General features: G+C 69.2%; 26 protein-coding genes and 1 pseudogene. 19 read left to right on the top strand and 8 right to left on the bottom strand.

The window, feature by feature from the left end; all coding sequences use genetic code 11:
- The 6 genes and pseudogenes from EOE48_RS20665 to EOE48_RS20645 form a co-directional block, all read right to left on the bottom strand.
- A pseudogene (locus tag EOE48_RS20665) lies at window positions 1–507 on the bottom strand (hypothetical protein); the annotation flags it as partial.
- A gap of 4 nt (window positions 508–511) precedes the next feature.
- The gene (locus tag EOE48_RS20660; RefSeq protein ID WP_127732680.1) at window positions 512–877 is read right to left on the bottom strand and encodes a hypothetical protein; all 366 of its coding nucleotides are present in this window, start codon (window positions 875–877) and stop codon (window positions 512–514) included.
- 54 nt (window positions 878–931) lie between these two features.
- Window positions 932–1096: a hypothetical protein gene (locus EOE48_RS29300; protein ID WP_187371492.1), complete on the bottom strand. Its 165-nt coding sequence runs from the start codon at window positions 1094–1096 to the stop codon at window positions 932–934.
- A gap of 3 nt (window positions 1097–1099) precedes the next feature.
- Window positions 1100–1573, bottom strand: coding sequence for a hypothetical protein (locus EOE48_RS20655; protein WP_127732678.1), 474 nt, complete (start codon window positions 1571–1573; stop codon window positions 1100–1102).
- A gap of 277 nt (window positions 1574–1850) precedes the next feature.
- Window positions 1851–2093: a hypothetical protein gene (locus EOE48_RS20650; RefSeq protein WP_127732676.1), complete on the bottom strand. Its 243-nt coding sequence runs from the start codon at window positions 2091–2093 to the stop codon at window positions 1851–1853.
- Entirely contained in the window at window positions 2093–2335 is a 243-nt protein-coding gene (locus EOE48_RS20645; RefSeq protein WP_127732674.1) for a hypothetical protein, read from the bottom strand. Before EOE48_RS20645 ends, EOE48_RS20650 begins: the two co-directional genes overlap by 1 nt.
- A gap of 120 nt (window positions 2336–2455) precedes the next feature.
- On the opposite strand from EOE48_RS20645, the gene EOE48_RS20640 reads away from it, so the two are divergent.
- Window positions 2456–2779, top strand: coding sequence for a hypothetical protein (locus EOE48_RS20640; RefSeq protein WP_127732672.1), 324 nt, complete (start codon window positions 2456–2458; stop codon window positions 2777–2779).
- A gap of 231 nt (window positions 2780–3010) precedes the next feature.
- Here EOE48_RS20640 and EOE48_RS20635 read toward each other — a convergent pair whose 3' ends face one another.
- Window positions 3011–3310 carry a transcriptional regulator gene (locus EOE48_RS20635; RefSeq protein WP_127732670.1) on the bottom strand — a complete coding sequence of 100 codons (300 nt, stop codon included), beginning with the start codon at window positions 3308–3310 and terminating at the stop codon, window positions 3011–3013.
- A gap of 85 nt (window positions 3311–3395) precedes the next feature.
- Between EOE48_RS20635 and EOE48_RS20630 the strand changes: the two genes are divergently transcribed.
- The 3 genes from EOE48_RS20630 to EOE48_RS20615 all read left to right on the top strand — a co-directional run bounded on the left by EOE48_RS20630 (window position 3396) and on the right by EOE48_RS20615 (window position 5979).
- A complete protein-coding gene (locus tag EOE48_RS20630) occupies window positions 3396–4127 on the top strand; it encodes an XRE family transcriptional regulator (RefSeq protein WP_127732667.1) in 732 nt (243 codons plus the stop codon).
- 807 nt (window positions 4128–4934) lie between these two features.
- Complete coding sequence (locus EOE48_RS20620; protein ID WP_246154640.1) at window positions 4935–5561, top strand: thermonuclease family protein; 627 nt, start codon at window positions 4935–4937, stop codon at window positions 5559–5561.
- A 172-nt stretch (window positions 5562–5733) separates the two neighbouring features.
- Window positions 5734–5979: a hypothetical protein gene (locus EOE48_RS20615; protein ID WP_127732663.1), complete on the top strand. Its 246-nt coding sequence runs from the start codon at window positions 5734–5736 to the stop codon at window positions 5977–5979.
- 168 nt (window positions 5980–6147) lie between these two features.
- Here EOE48_RS20615 and EOE48_RS20610 read toward each other — a convergent pair whose 3' ends face one another.
- Window positions 6148–6573, bottom strand: a complete 426-nt coding sequence (locus tag EOE48_RS20610; RefSeq protein WP_127732661.1) for a hypothetical protein — start codon at window positions 6571–6573, stop codon at window positions 6148–6150.
- Window positions 6574–6684: 111 nt separating this feature from the next.
- Here EOE48_RS20610 and EOE48_RS20605 point away from each other — a divergent pair, with 111 nt between their 5' ends.
- The 15 genes from EOE48_RS20605 (at window position 6685) to EOE48_RS20535 (ending at window position 14995) form a co-directional block, all read left to right on the top strand.
- Entirely contained in the window at window positions 6685–7227 is a 543-nt protein-coding gene (locus tag EOE48_RS20605) for a hypothetical protein (RefSeq protein ID WP_127732660.1), read from the top strand.
- Complete coding sequence (locus EOE48_RS20600; RefSeq protein ID WP_127732658.1) at window positions 7227–7601, top strand: hypothetical protein; 375 nt, start codon at window positions 7227–7229, stop codon at window positions 7599–7601. Before EOE48_RS20605 ends, EOE48_RS20600 begins: the two co-directional genes overlap by 1 nt.
- A gap of 56 nt (window positions 7602–7657) precedes the next feature.
- A complete protein-coding gene (locus EOE48_RS20595; protein WP_127732656.1) occupies window positions 7658–7933 on the top strand; it encodes a hypothetical protein in 276 nt (91 codons plus the stop codon).
- On the top strand, window positions 7927–8271 hold the full coding sequence (locus EOE48_RS20590; RefSeq protein WP_127732654.1) for a hypothetical protein: 345 nt from the start codon (window positions 7927–7929) through the stop codon (window positions 8269–8271). The genes EOE48_RS20595 and EOE48_RS20590 overlap by 7 nt, the downstream gene beginning before the upstream one ends.
- A 71-nt stretch (window positions 8272–8342) precedes the next feature.
- Window positions 8343–8663, top strand: coding sequence for a hypothetical protein (locus EOE48_RS20585; RefSeq protein ID WP_127732652.1), 321 nt, complete (start codon window positions 8343–8345; stop codon window positions 8661–8663).
- Window positions 8660–9286 (top strand): hypothetical protein, encoded by a 627-nt coding sequence (locus EOE48_RS20580; protein WP_127732650.1) that lies wholly within the window; start codon window positions 8660–8662, stop codon window positions 9284–9286. Before EOE48_RS20585 ends, EOE48_RS20580 begins: the two co-directional genes overlap by 4 nt.
- A gap of 16 nt (window positions 9287–9302) precedes the next feature.
- A complete protein-coding gene (locus tag EOE48_RS20575) occupies window positions 9303–9641 on the top strand; it encodes a hypothetical protein (protein ID WP_127732648.1) in 339 nt (112 codons plus the stop codon).
- Window positions 9642–9699: 58 nt separating this feature from the next.
- Window positions 9700–10641: a DUF2303 family protein gene (locus EOE48_RS20570; protein WP_127732646.1), complete on the top strand. Its 942-nt coding sequence runs from the start codon at window positions 9700–9702 to the stop codon at window positions 10639–10641.
- Window positions 10642–10736: 95 nt separating this feature from the next.
- The gene (locus EOE48_RS20565; RefSeq protein WP_127732644.1) at window positions 10737–11015 is read left to right on the top strand and encodes a hypothetical protein; all 279 of its coding nucleotides are present in this window, start codon (window positions 10737–10739) and stop codon (window positions 11013–11015) included.
- Complete coding sequence (locus EOE48_RS29295) at window positions 11012–11206, top strand: hypothetical protein (protein ID WP_187371491.1); 195 nt, start codon at window positions 11012–11014, stop codon at window positions 11204–11206. Before EOE48_RS20565 ends, EOE48_RS29295 begins: the two co-directional genes overlap by 4 nt.
- Window positions 11206–11502 (top strand): hypothetical protein, encoded by a 297-nt coding sequence (locus tag EOE48_RS20555; RefSeq protein WP_127732642.1) that lies wholly within the window; start codon window positions 11206–11208, stop codon window positions 11500–11502. Before EOE48_RS29295 ends, EOE48_RS20555 begins: the two co-directional genes overlap by 1 nt.
- Window positions 11503–11594: 92 nt before the next feature.
- Complete coding sequence (locus tag EOE48_RS20550; RefSeq protein ID WP_127732640.1) at window positions 11595–11987, top strand: Ros/MucR family transcriptional regulator; 393 nt, start codon at window positions 11595–11597, stop codon at window positions 11985–11987.
- Between the two features lie 25 nt (window positions 11988–12012).
- The gene (locus EOE48_RS20545; RefSeq protein WP_127732638.1) at window positions 12013–12417 is read left to right on the top strand and encodes a hypothetical protein; all 405 of its coding nucleotides are present in this window, start codon (window positions 12013–12015) and stop codon (window positions 12415–12417) included.
- Window positions 12417–12848 carry an ASCH domain-containing protein gene (locus tag EOE48_RS20540; RefSeq protein ID WP_127732636.1) on the top strand — a complete coding sequence of 144 codons (432 nt, stop codon included), beginning with the start codon at window positions 12417–12419 and terminating at the stop codon, window positions 12846–12848. The genes EOE48_RS20545 and EOE48_RS20540 overlap by 1 nt, the downstream gene beginning before the upstream one ends.
- A complete protein-coding gene (locus tag EOE48_RS20535) occupies window positions 12845–14995 on the top strand; it encodes a DNA cytosine methyltransferase (RefSeq protein ID WP_127732634.1) in 2151 nt (716 codons plus the stop codon). The genes EOE48_RS20540 and EOE48_RS20535 overlap by 4 nt, the downstream gene beginning before the upstream one ends.
- The last annotated feature ends 2 nt before the right edge of the window (window positions 14996–14997 follow it).

The raw sequence follows: 14997 nt of genomic DNA, 5'->3' as shown, positions 1-14997 counted from the left end.
CGCGACCGGGGCCGCCGCGCGCCGCGCGAGCGCCTGCGCCTCGATCCGGGCGACCGCGGTCGCGCCGATCGTGCCGGCCGGCGTGGTCGGACGGCGCTGCGCCGGGGCGGGCGGCGCCACGGCCGCCGCCTTCGCCTGCCGCTCGGCGGCGAGGACCGCGCGGGCGCGGCCGGCGACGATGCGGCCGGAGGGCGCGGGCGTCGGCTCGGCGCGGGCCGGCACGGGCTTGGCGGGTCCGGCGTTCGGCGCGGCGGAACGCGCCGGAGCCTTCACCGGCGGCGATGCGGCCGAGCCCGGAGTTGGCGCGCGGCGTGCGACCGCCAGGGTAGCGAGGCGGGCCGCGCGGTCCTCGGCGACGAGAGCGTAGAGCGCGTCGAGGTCGAGGGGAGCGGCGCAGTGCGGGCAGGCGCAGGGCTGAGGGATTCCAGCGGGAGCGGCGACCGGCACGACGGCCGGGGCCGGACGGGGGCGGCGGATGTCGCGGGGCGACCAGACGGGGCGGGCCATGGCGTCAGCCCCTCGCGTACAGGTCGGTCGGGCCCGGGGTGCCCCGGGCGATCAGCACCAGCCCCGACAGTGCCGGCGGCCGGCGCGTGACGCGCCCGGCGCGCGGGTCGTCGCGGTAGGGCCGCGGCGCGTGCAGGTAGAGGTCGGAGAGGGCAAGGAGATCGCCGGCGACGTCGGCGAGCCACAGGGCGTCGGCCTCCTCCTCGTCGGTGATGCCGCGGCGCTCGCGGCCGTAGCGGCGCAGGAGATAGGCGGCCTCCTCGCGCAGCGCGGCGACGTGGTCGAGCACGTCGGCGGAGCCCGGGGTCGGGGCGCAACGGATCAGCGACGCGGCCACCGCCACGCGCGGACGCACACTCGGCTGTGACATGGAAGGCCCCTGACGAAGGACGAGCCGAGCGGCCGGTGGTCCGGCTCTGACGGCTCAGTGACGGCTGGGTGGGGAAGGTGGATCGGGGTTGCGGGGGTCGCCGGTGCGGCGGGGCCGTCCGGTCAGGTCGGCGACGAGGGCGACGAGCGCCCAGACCGCGAGGAGCGCCCACAGCGCCCCGGCGATGAAGAGAAGAAGGACGAGGCCGAGGAGCTTCATTCCTCAGACCTCCGCCCGCGCGTCAGCCAAGCGCCCCAGCGCACGCGCCGATTGCCGCGCTTCACGAGCCGCACGCCGGAGCTGATCAGGATCGACCCGAGCCTCGCCCGCAGCGAGGCCGGCAGCCAGCCGCTCCAGGCTGTCAGCCACCTCAGCCAGCGCGCAGCCCTGCTCCGCGAGAGGGCGCTCCCCGGTGGCGGCGCGCAGGGCGTCCATCTCGGCGGCGGAGATGCGCCGCGCCTCCCGGCGCCAGATATCCTCGGCGCGACCATAACGCATCGGCTCCTGGAGAAACTGCGAGACGCGCGCGGCGGCTCGGTTGATCGCGGCCTTGACGGAATCCCCGACCGGCCGCGGCTCGGCGAGGGTGCGGATGAGCAGGGCGGCTTCGGCGCGCGTCGTCATGCGGCGGGCCTCGGAAGGTTTTTCCGAGATCTCGGGAGGTTTTTCCGAAATCTCGGGAGAGAATTCCGACACCGCGCGAGCCTCCTATGGTTAATGGGAACCATGGAGGCGGCGGTGGTCGGCGCCGGGACGAGGGAGGCCCTGCGGAAGAGCGAAGACGCGTCCGGCGCACCTTGGCGGGCTGGGACGGACGCGAGCGGACCCCTGAAAAAGGCCGGAGCCGGGCGGCTCCGGCCAGTCAGGGAGGAAACGCCCATACGGGCACCGTCACGACCGGGACGCCTCGACCCGGCCATGACCTCGGGACGGCCGCGAGCGGCGACCGAAACGGAAAGCGCGGGGACGGCCGTCACGGCCGCGCCTCGGCGGAGAGCGTCCCGCGCAACGAGGGCGCCTCGGGGACGGTCAGGAGCGGGCCGGCAGCGATCAGCGCGAGCCCGGTGAGGATCATCAGGACGGCGACCGCCTCGGGCCGGCGAGAGGAGTGGCCGACCGAAGGCGTCGCGGCCCCGGTCGGCCCATCGCCCGGTCCCCGCTCGAGGGGGCTTTCGGGGGCGGGCGAAGCGGTGAGGAGGGTGAGCGGCGCACGCATCAGGCGGCTCCGGCGGCGGGAGGGACGGGCTCGGCCGGGACCGTCGCGGGCGACGCCTTGCCGGGGCGCGGCCGGGCGGCGGCCGCCGCGAGGAGGCGCTGGTCCAGCACCATCTCGGTGAGCCGGGCGATGCGCCCGGCGACCAGCGCGAAGGCGATCGTCGCGCCGAGCACGGTGCCGGCGAGCATCGCGAGCGAGGCCGCGTAGGCGGTGGCGAGGGTGGGATCGAGGGCGGCCGTCACCGGGCCGCTCCCGCATGGGCGGATGAGGAGGCAATCGCCGGCAGGCCGCACGCTGCGATGGCGCGACCTGCCGGCGCTGCTACCATCGCGGCTGCCACACCAGCGAGGAAGGCAGGATTGATGACAGAGGCAGACCAACTCGCGACCAGCATCGAGGCACTGATCGACGAACTGCTCTCTCGGCAGTTGGCACAGCAAATTCTGTTGACGGCAACGTTGGGGACGTTGGCCGCCACACAGCCAACAGGACCCGCGTCGCGCCTGCTCCGCTTGCCTGAAGACTTCATCTCACAGGCAGAGAAGTTCCTAATACCGGCTGTGAACGATAAGCGAGCCGACATGATCAAGACTCACCTCCGCACTTTCCTGGCCGAAGCGCGTCAAGTGCTCGATTCACTGACTGCACAAACTGCGTCATCGCCTCCTGATCAATCTGAGGCGTGACTTTGATTGTTCCTGGGGGCGAGGCATCGGCTTGCCGCCGATCCCATGCCAGCCGCTGACGATCGCGAAGGCTCTGGCTTTCCTTCCGCGTCAGCGCCCGGTGCAGCGGTAACGTCTTCGGGCGCTCATCACGTCGCCGAGGGGGGCGGATGCCCTTGCGCGCGGTCGGCTTGGACGGGGCGGCCATCCGCCCCTTCCAGGGATTCTGCAGGTCGAAGTGGACGCGATCGCTCATCGCACCGCTCCCGCACGGGTGGGACGGGTGGGGGTGTCTGTGGGGTGGAGTTTGATGGAGCGGTCACCGGCCGTGCCAGCCTCGGCCTCGCGTGGATAGATATCAGGCCGTAGATCGTGGCGAGAGACCTTGGTCTCGCGTTCGATAGACAGCACCCAACCTGCGGGGATGCCCTTTTGACTCTTGTTGAGCCAAGTCCAGACGTTTGACTGGGTCGTGCCGATCGCCTTCGCGAGAGCGAGCTGGCTACCAGCAATCCCAATGGCGCGTATCAGCGCTTCACGAGGCGAGCACATGCGTACCGGTTTAAACCGTATTTACGGTAGTTTCAACCGATTTTGCGGTCGCGACGGTCGGTTGGTTGAGCGCTAGCACCGACTCATGGAACACCTTGGCCATCGCTTGAAGGCAGCGCGCGAAGCTGCTGGATTGACGCAATCAGAACTTGCGGAACGTGTCGGCATGTCCCAGCAGGGAATCAATGACATCGAGAACAAGGGCGGTAGGCCAAGAAAGTTGATTGAAATAGCTAGAGCTTGTGGCGTCTCACCTGAATGGCTACTTGGCCAAAGCGCGACAAAGCACGACCTTGCGCCGCCTCAACAAACGGCCAGCACTTTCAAGCAATCTCAGACACAGAAGCTCGTACCGATCGGCAAGGCTCTTCCCGAATACGATATTCGGGCCGGGGCTAGCTACGGGGGAGGCAGATCAGACGAAGAGTGGCAGGATGGCGGCGTTAGCGCGCATCAGGCCGTTGCACATTGGGGACTTCCGCCAGCATACGTCGAACGTGAGCTCGGCCTCAGCTATGGTCACGCCGATGTCATCAAAGTTCGTGGCGATTCCATGGACGATGGCACGTCCGCTGCTTTGGTCTCTGGTGACAGAGTTATAATTGATCGAAAAGACACCGATCCTCGTCAGGGCGGAATTTTTGCGGTTTGGGACGGAGAAGGTGTGATCATCAAGCAGGTCGAAATCGTGAGAGGCGTTGATCCTCCTCGTATCGTATGCACCTCTAGAAACAAGAATTACAACCCGATCCACCTGGACCTTGTTGGCGATGTTCATATTATCGGGCGCGTAGCAGTGAAAATGTCACGCATGTAACGAAAGATGGAGGCCACCTATGCGTTGGGCTGGAGCAGCATTTGCGTCCATTATAGCGTCATCAGTCTCGGCTGCCGATTTCGGTCCTCCGCGTGGCGTTTCGATATCTTTCAACGCGACAGCCGCCGCCCAAGGCGACCGGGCAGCACGCATGGTTCTTCGTGAATGCGGAGGGAAGAACGATCATCGGTGCATGTTTAGCATGCCTGGAAAAATCTCCATCCTAGCTATCGCCGACGAAGCCAAACCGGGCGGCGCCCAGCTCATCACACTTGTAAGTGATCGTCAAAGCGATCCAAAGGCTTTCGTAAACGCATGTCTATTTGCGATGCAGACTTGGTCTCCGAAAGTCCAAAATACTGAAGTTGCTGCCGCATTTAAAATCCTATTTCGACCCCCTCTTAAAAACGATTTACCACGCAGCGTACAACTCGGCGATGTCAAATATACTATCAACGATTTTGTTCCAGGGGCCCTGGCGTTTATCGTTGCTGACGCCTCTCTCCCATAAGTATTTTTAGCCCTCTCTCAACTAAGGAACAGATGAATGCGTTCTTTTTTGTATGCAGTGTGCATCGCTTTTGGCGGCATGACTGCTTCGGTCAACGCGGTTGAGGCAAGGAACTATCCCTGCTCGGGCAAGAAGGGAGGTGTAAAGGCGTGTCAGGGAGGAAAATTTCTATGTAACAACGGCACCCTGAGCGCTTCCAAGCAGCAGTGCTTCCGCTAAGTTTTGCGTGCGCCATAGTTGCGGTAGCGTTCTCGGGCGCAGTCGTGGCGGCCGAGACGATCACCGGCCGAGCCTCGGTGATCGACGGCGACACCCTTGATATCCGTGGTACGCGCTTCCGACTTCAGGGGGTCGATACACCCGAAAGCGCACAGATGTGCGGCGATGGGTCTGGCAAGAACTACCCCTGTGGCCAGCGAGCCGCATTCGCTCTCTCCGACAAGATCGGTCAGGGCAATGTCAGCTGTGAAGTAATTGAGAAAGACCGGTATGGCCGATCTGTTGCGGTTTGCCGACTCGGGGCTGAGGATCTGAACCGATGGCTGGTTCAGCAAGGCTGGGGGATGGCTTATCGCCAATACTCAACCGCCTACATTAGGCAGGAAGAGGAGGCGAAGGCAGCCAAGCGTGGGATCTGGGCCGGACCATTTACACCGCCCTGGGAATGGAGAAATGGCAAGAGGGAGAGAGGTGAGGTTCCACCGCCGGCGGCCGTCAAAAGCCACTCCAGGCCCGACATCAAGCCGGCGGCGGGCTCCGACTGCCGCATTAAGGGCAACATCAACCGCAAGGGCGATCGGGTTTACCACGTCCCCGGCTCACGTGATTACGACCGGACCGCGATAGATCCCGGTTCGGGCGAGCGAATGTTCTGTTCCGAAGCCGAGGCGCGTGCGGCAGGTTGGCGCGCCCCACGCAATTAAGTGCGACATTCCATGGGAAGCTGTGGAAACGGATTCGGTTGCGGACCGCCCCATGCTGCGCTTGGTGACCTGATTTAACCGAATCGGTCGGGTTTAACCGAATTAGCGGTTGACTGAATTACCGGAAAGACGGTAAAGAAGCTCCATCGCCCGCCAGCGATGGAGCCCGCCCGTGCCATCCGCCGTCACCGTCACCCTCACCGAAGAGGACCGCAACCTCCTCGTCGAGGCGCTCGACAACCTGATCGCGGACTGGTCGACCCGGACCGTCGGCGATGCGCACGCGGTCTGGTCGCAAGAGGACGAGGCGAACGCGGCCTACTGGGTGCCGGTCTACTTCGGGTTGCGGCAGCGCCTGTGCGGGTCGCCCGATCAGGCTGAGGTCTGCGACCTCGCGCCAGGCGGGGGCGACAAGTGACCCCCGCCACGCTACCCGCCTACGCCGCAATCGTCGGCACGACCACCGGCGCCCACGACGGCCGATCCGACATGATCGTCGTTCCCGTGCCGGCCGGCACGAGCCTGTGCCTGCCGATCGTCGGAACCGCAGGCTCCGGGACCGGCCTGCGGGCTCTACCGGGCTTCCTCAGTTCCGGGTCTGCGTACCCGGAGCCAGAAGGTCCGGCGGGCGCTGTTCCAGTACGTCGGCCATGTGGGCCAGCCGCTCCGCGAGCGGGCGAAGGTGCGTTGGATCGACCCGGAACGACAGGCGAGCCTCCTGTCCCGGCAGGTAGACGTGTAGGATCGGCTGAGGCTCGGGACCGGGCGGAAGCTCGATCTGCCAGCCCTGCGCCGGAATCAGCACCATCATCTCCGTCATCGTCCGCGCCGCACGCCCGAGTGCGGGCATGAGCGCGACGATGCTCTCGTACGCGGTCTCGCCGCGCATCCGCACGTACACGTCGCTGCCGTCCTCGACTTCGACGGCAAGCACCGTGACGCCGGGCTCTCCGGTTTCCGTGTCATGCCCCTCCATGACGCCCTTGAAGCGTTTGGCGTGGATGACCGTCATTCGTGGTCTCCAATCGGTGGTCTCGGTTGGTGGCTGCGAGACCCGGGCCGGTTCGTGGCCGGTCCGGGTCACCCCTCTTCATAACACAGGTTGCATTTCGGGAGAGGTGGCATGACCACCGTCAGCGACCTCGTGCGCGCCTTCCTCGACATCCGCGTCGAGCCGCGCCCAGGCTCCACGATCGCGGGGCCCGTCCTCTGCGCCGCCTACCGCACGTGGTCGCGCTGGCAGCGCGTCGGGGCGCTCTCCGACGCCAACTTCCTGCGGGTCGCCGGCGCCGTCCTCGGCCAGACCGGACTGGCCGGGCCGATCGAGGGCGTCACGGGCTACGGGTTCCGGGACGATCCGATCCTCGACTTCCTCCTCGCCGAGACCCGCCGCCAGGACGACGCGTGCGTGTCGGCGAACGCCGTCCACTGCGCCTTCCGGGAGTGGGCCGGCAACCGTCGCACCCTGCAGCGCGGGTCGTTCCACGGACAGGTCAGCCGCCACGTCGGCCCGTCGGTCTCGCGCCAGTTCGCGGCTGGCCTCGCGATCGTCTGGCCCGGCCTGACCCTGGACAACGGCCTGCCCGAGGACGCGATCGCGCCCCTCGACCTCACCGACGCGGCCACCCTGCGCGCCCTGCCCTTCGACGCCCGCGAGGTCGCGTGATGCGCACGGTCCACCGCTCGCCCCTCACCGCCCGCGAGAAGACCGACCTGCTGCTCGCGCAGGGCCACACCTGCCCACTCTGCAACGAGCCGATCCGCCCCGGCGACCGACCCCGCGACGAGCACATGCGGGCGCTCGGCCTCGGCGGCTCGAACGACCTCGGCAACCGCGCCATGGTCCACGGCCATTGCGCCGACGCCAAGACCGCTGGCCCCGACGGCGACCTCGCCCGCATCGGCGCGATGAAGGCGCAGGTCGCGGCCGTCTACGGCTTCAAGCAATCCCGCCGCCCGCTCCCCGGCGGCAAGGGCGACTGGCGCAAGCGCAAGGTCGGCGGCGGCTGCGTCGAGCGCGCCACCGGCGAGCCTCTATAGGCCCCGCCACCCCTTCCATCCCGGTCTCTCCCCGCCCGCCTCCGCCCGGAGCCAGCATGTCGTCGCCCGACACCCCCGCCCCCAAGCGCACCCATCCGCCGGTGATCGGCGGCGGGTTCATCGTCCTCAACCGGACCGGGAAGTCCGGCCGCCTGCGCGCCGGCTACGCGCCGCACGAGCACGGCTCGCAGGCCGACGCCGAGACGGAGGCCGCGCGCCTCGCCGCTCACCATCGGCGCGAGTTCGTCGTGTTCCAGGCGGTGTCGAGCGTCTTCCCCCCCGTCGCCGATACGAGCGCGCCCGCTTCCACCGGGGAGGACGGGACATGCTGACCGCCGACCTCCTGCGCTCCGACGCCGAAGCCCGCGAGGCGATCCTCGCGACCCTGGCCACTCAGCTCGCCGACTTCCGGGTTCCGGGCGGCGACGTGCGGCTGTGGCTCTCCGAGGTCACGACGCTGACGCTCCGCCAGTGCCTGACGAGCACCCCGGGCACGACCGCCCGGCGGCTCCTCGTGTTCACCGGGCTGATGCGCCGGGCCCACGAGCGCGAGACCGTCCTCTACGACTACGAGTGCGACCTCACCCACGTCGTCATCCACCCGCGCGCCCAAGCCGCCGTGAAGGCGTGGGCCCTGGCGCAGCTCGCTTGGCGCGGGGAGGCAGCGTGATGCCGTTAGGCTGTTCCGCAGTCCCCGCGATCAAGTTCTCTCGCCGACCGGAGTATATCCTGGACGCTCCGATGGGCGTCATTGAGGATAGTCCTGGCTTCGTCGGCGGGACGCGAGGCTGCAACTTCTTCAACCCGGATCGCAAGATCCGCGGTTATCGCATCGAGGACGCGCCGGGCGCCGTCCACATCCGCGACCCAGAACGCTTTCGCCATCGCTTGAAAAGCAACGCTCAGAAGCACGTAGGCGAGACCGCTGGAGGCCGCGTCTGGCAGCACGATTTTTTCATTCATGGCGTTTTTCTTACTAAGGGTAATTGCTGTGTAAAATCGATTATAACGCTGAGGGTTCCGGAACTTTGTTTCCTCAACCTTGGAGTGGCGCAGCGGTGACCGCTCAACCCTGGATCCCGTCGGTCAACGGCCTACCGATCGACCTCGTCACCCCGTGTGCGGCCCAAGTCGACTTCGCCGAGATCGCCTGGGCGCTGTCCCAGATCCACCGCTACGCCGGCAACGCCCGCTCCCCGGTCTCGGTCGGACTGCACACGCTGATCGGCCTCGACCTCTGCCCGTTGTCGCTGCGCCCGCTGTGGCTGCTCCACGACGCGCACGAGGCCCGGCTCGGCGACTGGACCACCCCGGCCGTGGACGCACTCGGTGCCGTCGCGACCGAGATGTTCGGCGAGGCCTTCGCGGCGCAGATGGCATCCGTCCGCCGGGCACTCGCCGAGCGCCACGACGCCGTGATCCACCGCGCCGCCGGCCTGCCCCTCCCCGGCATCGCCCTGCGCGAGGCGATCCACACGGTCGACCTGCGAGCGCTCGCCACCGAGCGGCGCGACTTCCTCCGGGCGATGCCGGCGGCGGTACGGCGGCCCTGGGCGATCGACGCGCTCGGCATCGGGCCGGGCCCGAAGGTCTGGCGCCCGCTCCCGGCCACCGAGGTCGAGATGCGCCTGATGGCCTGCTTCAACACCCACCTCCCGGCGCTGATGCCGGGCCGTGCCGCCTGAGTACCGGAGGCTTCTCGTGTCCATCAAACCCGTTCGCTCGGTCCTCGACCTGATGCCTATCCTCAGTCGCGGTCGGTTCGTCGAGCGCGTCGACCAGCATCTCACCGCGGCGGTGGAGCATCTGGAATCGCTGCCCGATCAGAAGGGCAAAGCCACAGTCACCATCACCTTGACTGTCGCTTATCAGGAAGGCCGCACCGAAGTCGTGCCGGACGTGAAGTCCAAGCTGCCCCCGGAGAAGAGTTTCACCGGCACGCCGTTCTGGATCGTCGACGGCGGATTCAGCGTCCAGCACCCGAGCCAGGACGACATGTTCGCCGGCCCGCGCGCAGTGCGCGACCGCGACTTCGGCTGACCGCAGCCGATCACCGCCCGCGATCCGCGGGCCACCACCGCCACCACAGGAGAACACCGTGGCGTCATCCCAGGGGCACACCACTCTTCACACCGGCGAGGCCGAGGCGATCCGGACGATCGCCGATCTCGCCACCGCCGGGCAGAAACCGGACGTCATGATCCTCGACGTGCCGGATCTCGGACCCGGCCTGCCGAAGCAGGTCCCGGTCCTCGTGCGGCCGGGCCAGCGCCTCGACTCGGTCAAGGCGCTCATCGAGGAGTACCGCACGCTGCCGGCCCGCCGCACCGGCACCGCCAAGGTCACCACCCTCGATTCGTTCATCGCCCTCATCAACCGCCACAAGGACGAGGGCTCGGCCGTCTTCGCCAAGACCGATTGGCCCGGCCCGACGCTCACCGCGGTTCTCGACTATCACGCGGTCGACGGCGGCCCGCGCCACGGCGAGCACCGCATCGCCTACGCCTTTCCGATCACGCCCGAGTTCAAGGCCTGGATCGACGCCAACAACCAGAAGATGACCCAGGGCGACTTCGCCGCCTTCCTCGAGGAGCACGCCGCCGAGCTGGCCGCGCCGTTCGATGCCGAGGTCGTCAGCTACGAGCGCCTGTTCAAGGCGAAGTTCGCCGCGCCCAACGAGCTGATCGACCTCGCCCGCTCGCTGGAGATCTTCGTCTCGGCGCAGGTGAAGAACAGCGTGCGGCTCCAGAGCGGCGAGGGCGAGATCGTCTTCCGCGAGGAGCACGTCGACGGCAAGGGCGAGACGATCGTGGTGCCGGGGATCTTCATGATCCAGCTCCGCAGCTTCGTCGACGGCGACCACGTCCGCATCCCGGCCCGCCTCCGCTACCGCGTCGCGGGCGGCGCGATCACGTGGTCGTTCCAGCTCTACCGCTGGGAGGACGAGCTGCGCAGCCGCGTGACCCAGGACCTGATGCGGGTCGCCGAGGAAACGGCGCTGCCGACCTTCGAGGGCGCGCCCGAGGCGGCCCTGCGCTGACCGCGCCGGCGGGCGGCACGCGCCGCCGCCCGCCTCGTCATCCCTTCCACCCGAGCCTCTCCGCCATGCCCCGCTGCCCTGTCGAGGAGCGCGACGTGCTCGCCGCGTTCGCCGAGTGGCGCCAGACCCGTCCCGAGGCCCGCCTCATCGTCGGGTTCGTCGAGGCCGGCGACCGTCCCGGCGCGTTCGACGCCCAGATCGGCGACGTCGGGTGCGAGCCCGCAGAGCTGCTCGTGCTGGCGAACGCCATCCTCGTGGCCGCCGCCGCGGACGCCGCCTGCGAGCGCGATGCCGATGTCCGGCGCGCGCTGCTGACGCGGATCGAGGGCGCTCGCGCGTGTCTCGGATTCCAAAGCGGAACGCTCGCCTCATGACACCCGACGAGCCGCCACCCGCCCTGCCCTTCCACGCCGCGCCCCACGCCTGGATCCCGCTCGGCGCCGCCGTCGTCGCGGCGATCGACGCCTGCGCGCGAGCCTTCGCCAGCGACGGTCGGGAGGTCCCGTCCGACGCCGACGACGAGACCCTCTTTCCCTTCGCCCCTCACGACCCGGAGTACGAGTAGTGGCCGCCCCCTCGAAAATCGCCGCCGCCCGCCACGCCGTCGACCGCTCGATCCGAACCGAGCGCATGGCGCAGGTCATGCGCGACCGGGAAGCCGGCGACGGCGCCTGCACCTTCGTCCACCTCGCCGCGGCCGGCTTCACCGAGGCCGAGATCGAGGCCTACCGCGACGACGCCCGCGCCCTGCTCTCTGGCCGCCCCGTCCCGATCACCCTGCCGGCCGGCCGCGTCGAGGGCCTCGCCCTCGTCGCTCAGGCCCGCTCCCTGCGCGCCCGCCGCGTCCCGGCGCCGGCATGACCCCGCTCCCCGGCCAGCCGCCGGGGCCATCCGGGCCGCTCCGTCCACGACCGGCCTTCCCTCCCCAAACCAAGACCAAGAGGACGCCCGCCATGACCTCTGCCCCCGCCACGATCGAGCGCGCCGCCGCGATCGTCTCGGCCTACGTCGCGCACAACGCCCTGCCGAGCGCCGAGCTGCCCGGGCTCATCGCCCAGGTGCACACGAGCCTCGCGGGGCTCGGTCGCACGCCCGAGCCGGCACCGGCCCTGACCCCGCCCGTGTCGATCCGCCGGAGCGTGACGCCCGAGCACATCATCAGCCTGGAGGACGGCAAGCCCTACAAGTCGCTCAAGCGCCATCTCGCCGGCCGCGGGATGACGCCCGACGAGTACCGCCGGAAGTGGGGCCTGCCGCCGGACTACCCGATGGTCGCCGAGGCCTACGCCGCCCAGCGCGCCGAGATCGCCAAGGTTAGCGGCCTCGGCCGTTCGCGCGCCGCCTGACGCTCTTCCGGCCGGAGATCCCGCGATGCCCCGTGAACGTCTGCCCGCCCGCCGCGGCACCGCCACCTTCACCTTCTTCCACGACGGGATCGAGTATCGCGTGCAGTATTCGCTCTACGCGGACGGCCGGCTCGGCGAGATCTTCCTCAACGGCGGCAAGCTCGACACGCAGGCCGACATCCTGGCCCGGGACTGCGCCATCGCCGCCTCACTGGCCTTCCAGTGCGGCTGCACCGCCGACGCGCTGCGGGCGGCGCTGACCCGGACCGGGCTCGGCGGCCCGGCCGGGCCGCTGGCCGTGGCCCTCGATATCATCGCAGCCGACCGTGGCAGTGCCCGCGTCGCATCGGAGCCGGGCCCGCCGCCGATCGACACGCCCCCGACGGCGGCTGAGACCGCGGCCGGCCCCGCGCATGAGGCGGCGCTCTGATGGTCGCCTACAGCTTCAAGGCGCGCTTCGCCGAACCGATCCTGCTCGGCGCCAAGGCCGGCACGATCCGAGCCGACCGCAAGCGCCACGCCCGCCCAGGCGAGCAGCTCCAGCTCTACACGGGCATGCGCACCCGCCACTGCCGCCTGCTGGTGAGGACGGCCTGCACCGCCGTCGTCCCGGTCCGGCTCTCGTTCCACCGCCAGTTCGGGCCCGGCGTGTTCGTCGTCGACGGTGAGCGCCTGACTGCGTCCGAGATGGACGCCTTCGCCGTGGCCGATGGATTCGCCGACGTGCTCGACATGTCCGCGTTCTGGCTCGCCGAGCATCCGCCGGCAGCGGGCGACGCCCTCGACTTCTCCGGCGTGCAGATCCGCTGGCAGCCGGTGTCCGACGTCGCGGCCCTTGAGGAGTGGAGGGCGGCGGCGTGACCCGCGAACTCGTCATCGACAGCTTCGCCGGCGGCGGCGGCGCGTCCGAGGGCATCCGGGCCGCGATCGGCCGGGATCCGGATTACGCGCTCAACCACGACGCCAAGGCCCTCGCGATGCACCGGATCAACCATCCGGGCACGGTCCACATCGAGGAGGACGTCTGGAACGTGGACGCCGTCGCCCTGTGCGACGGGCGCCCGGTCGGGCTCCTCTGGATGAGCCCCGATTGCAAGCACTTCAGCAAGGCCAAGGGCGGCAAGCCGCGCGAGAAGGCGATCCGCGGCCTCGCCTGGGTCGGGGTGCGGTGGGTCAAGAGCCTGCCGAAGCGCCAGCGGCCGCGCCTCGTGTTCCTGGAGAACGTCGAGGAGTTCGCCGATTGGGGCCCGGTGCTGGAGGACGGCAAGCCGTGCCCGGTACACCGCGGCGCCACGTTCAAGGCGTTCGTCGGCGCCTGGGAGGCGATGGGCTACGTCGTCGAGTGGCGCGAGCTGCGCGCCTGCGACTACGGCGCGCCCACGATCCGCAAGCGCCTGTTCCTGATCGCCCGGCGCGACGGCAAGCCGATCGTCTGGCCCGAGCCGACCCACGGCGATCCGAAGTCCGAGGCGGTGCGCAGCGGCCGGCTGAAGCCCTGGCGCACCGCGGCCGAGATCATCGATTGGTCGCTGCCGTGCCCGTCGATCTTCGACACCTCGGAGGAGATCCGCGCCAAGCACGGCGTCCGGGCGATCCGGCCGCTTGCCGACAACACCATGGCCCGCATCGCCAAGGGGACCATGCGCTACGTCGTCAACGCGGCGCGGCCGTTCCTCGTGCGGATCAACCACGGCGACAGCCGCGGCCGGCGGGATCGTGGCCTGGACGAGCCGATGCCGACGGCGACGCATTTCGGCGGCGACGCGCTCGTCACTCCGTTCGTGTCCTACGCCCAGCAGGGCGGCCGCCACCGCGACATCGCCGACCCGCTCCACACCATCACGGCGAGCGCGAAGGACCACAACGCGATCGTCGCGCCCTTCGTGACCCGGTTCAACACCGGTGCCGTTGGTCGCGCCCTCGACGAGCCGATCAACACCATCACCTCGCACGCCTCGGAGACGCACGGCGGCGGAGCGGCGCCGCTCGGGATCGTCTGCCCGCATCTCATGACCATGCGGAACGCCGACAAGCCGTACACCGCGGCCGACGAGCCGACGCACACCGTCACGGCCGGAGGAGCGGGGCTTAGCCTCGTGTCGCCCTTCCTCGTGCCCCGTTACGGCGAACGGCCTGGGCAGGAGCCGCGCACCCGGGCGGTCGACGAGCCGGCGCCGGTCATCGTGCCGACGGGGAACGAGGGCAGCCTCGCGGCTGTCAGCATGATCCGGCACTTCGGTGCCTCCGTCGGCTCGGCCGCGGACGATCCGGTCGGGACGATCACGGCCGGCGGCGCAGGCAAGGCCGGCGTGGTTGCAGCGTTCCTCGCGCAGCACAACGCCACCCGCCCGGGGCACGGCGCCGATGAGCCGGTCTCGACCATCATGAGCGACGGCTGCCGGCAGGGCGTCGTCGCCGGCTTCCTGGCGCAGCACAACGGCGGAATGGTCGGACACGACGCCCGCGAGCCGGTGTCCACCATCAGCCTCAAGGGCTCGCAGCAGCAGATCGTCGCCGCCCACATGCTCAACCTGCGCGGGTCGGACCGCCGGGACTCGCCGATGGGTGCGCCGGCGCCAACGATCACCGGCGGCGGCAACCACGCGGCGGCCGTCTACGCCTTCCTCGCGAAATACTATGGGTCCGGCGCGCCCTCCCAGGCCGCCGACGACCCGCTGCACACCGTCACCACCAAGCCCCGGCATGGGGTCGTCACGGTCACGATCCAGGGCCAGCCCTACGCCATCGTCGACATCGGCATGCGGATGCTCTCCACGCGCGAGCGCTTTCTCGCCCAGGGCTTCCAGCCCGACTACGTGATCGACCGCGGCGAACTCGATGACGGGACGATCATCCCGCTCACCGGGGAAGAGCAGGGGCGCATGTGCGGGAACAGCGTCGTCCCGCAGCTCGCCGAGGCCCTGGTGCGGGCGAACTACCGCGAGGCCGACGCCCGGCCGCGGCCGGTACGCGAGTCCGCGCCGATGCCCCTGTTCGCCGCGGAGTAGGC

Origin of the sequence: Methylobacterium oryzihabitans (assembly GCF_004004555.2) — a bacterium.
Taxonomy (GTDB): Bacteria; Pseudomonadota; Alphaproteobacteria; order Rhizobiales; family Beijerinckiaceae; genus Methylobacterium; species Methylobacterium oryzihabitans.
Note: the sequence above shows the minus strand (reverse complement) of the source record. Positions and strands in the feature narration are given on the sequence as shown.

Excerpts from the sequence above, each read along its gene's own strand:
- EOE48_RS20660 (WP_127732680.1), bottom strand. The coding sequence starts at position 877 with ATGTCACAGCCGAGTGTGCGTCCGCGCGTGGCGGTGGCCGCGTCGCTG.
- EOE48_RS29300 (WP_187371492.1), bottom strand. The coding sequence starts at position 1,096 with ATGAAGCTCCTCGGCCTCGTCCTTCTTCTCTTCATCGCCGGGGCGCTG.
- EOE48_RS20650 (WP_127732676.1), bottom strand. The coding sequence starts at position 2,093 with ATGCGTGCGCCGCTCACCCTCCTCACCGCTTCGCCCGCCCCCGAAAGC.
- EOE48_RS20640 (WP_127732672.1), top strand. The coding sequence starts at position 2,456 with ATGACAGAGGCAGACCAACTCGCGACCAGCATCGAGGCACTGATCGAC.
- EOE48_RS20635 (WP_127732670.1), bottom strand. The coding sequence starts at position 3,310 with ATGTGCTCGCCTCGTGAAGCGCTGATACGCGCCATTGGGATTGCTGGT.
- EOE48_RS20630 (WP_127732667.1), top strand. The coding sequence starts at position 3,396 with ATGGAACACCTTGGCCATCGCTTGAAGGCAGCGCGCGAAGCTGCTGGA.
- EOE48_RS20610 (WP_127732661.1), bottom strand. The coding sequence starts at position 6,573 with ATGACGGTCATCCACGCCAAACGCTTCAAGGGCGTCATGGAGGGGCAT.
- EOE48_RS20605 (WP_127732660.1), top strand. The coding sequence starts at position 6,685 with ATGACCACCGTCAGCGACCTCGTGCGCGCCTTCCTCGACATCCGCGTC.
- EOE48_RS20600 (WP_127732658.1), top strand. The coding sequence starts at position 7,227 with ATGCGCACGGTCCACCGCTCGCCCCTCACCGCCCGCGAGAAGACCGAC.
- EOE48_RS20595 (WP_127732656.1), top strand. The coding sequence starts at position 7,658 with ATGTCGTCGCCCGACACCCCCGCCCCCAAGCGCACCCATCCGCCGGTG.
- EOE48_RS20590 (WP_127732654.1), top strand. The coding sequence starts at position 7,927 with ATGCTGACCGCCGACCTCCTGCGCTCCGACGCCGAAGCCCGCGAGGCG.
- EOE48_RS20585 (WP_127732652.1), top strand. The coding sequence starts at position 8,343 with ATGGGCGTCATTGAGGATAGTCCTGGCTTCGTCGGCGGGACGCGAGGC.
- EOE48_RS29295 (WP_187371491.1), top strand. The coding sequence starts at position 11,012 with ATGACACCCGACGAGCCGCCACCCGCCCTGCCCTTCCACGCCGCGCCC.
- EOE48_RS20550 (WP_127732640.1), top strand. The coding sequence starts at position 11,595 with ATGACCTCTGCCCCCGCCACGATCGAGCGCGCCGCCGCGATCGTCTCG.
- EOE48_RS20545 (WP_127732638.1), top strand. The coding sequence starts at position 12,013 with ATGCCCCGTGAACGTCTGCCCGCCCGCCGCGGCACCGCCACCTTCACC.
- EOE48_RS20540 (WP_127732636.1), top strand. The coding sequence starts at position 12,417 with ATGGTCGCCTACAGCTTCAAGGCGCGCTTCGCCGAACCGATCCTGCTC.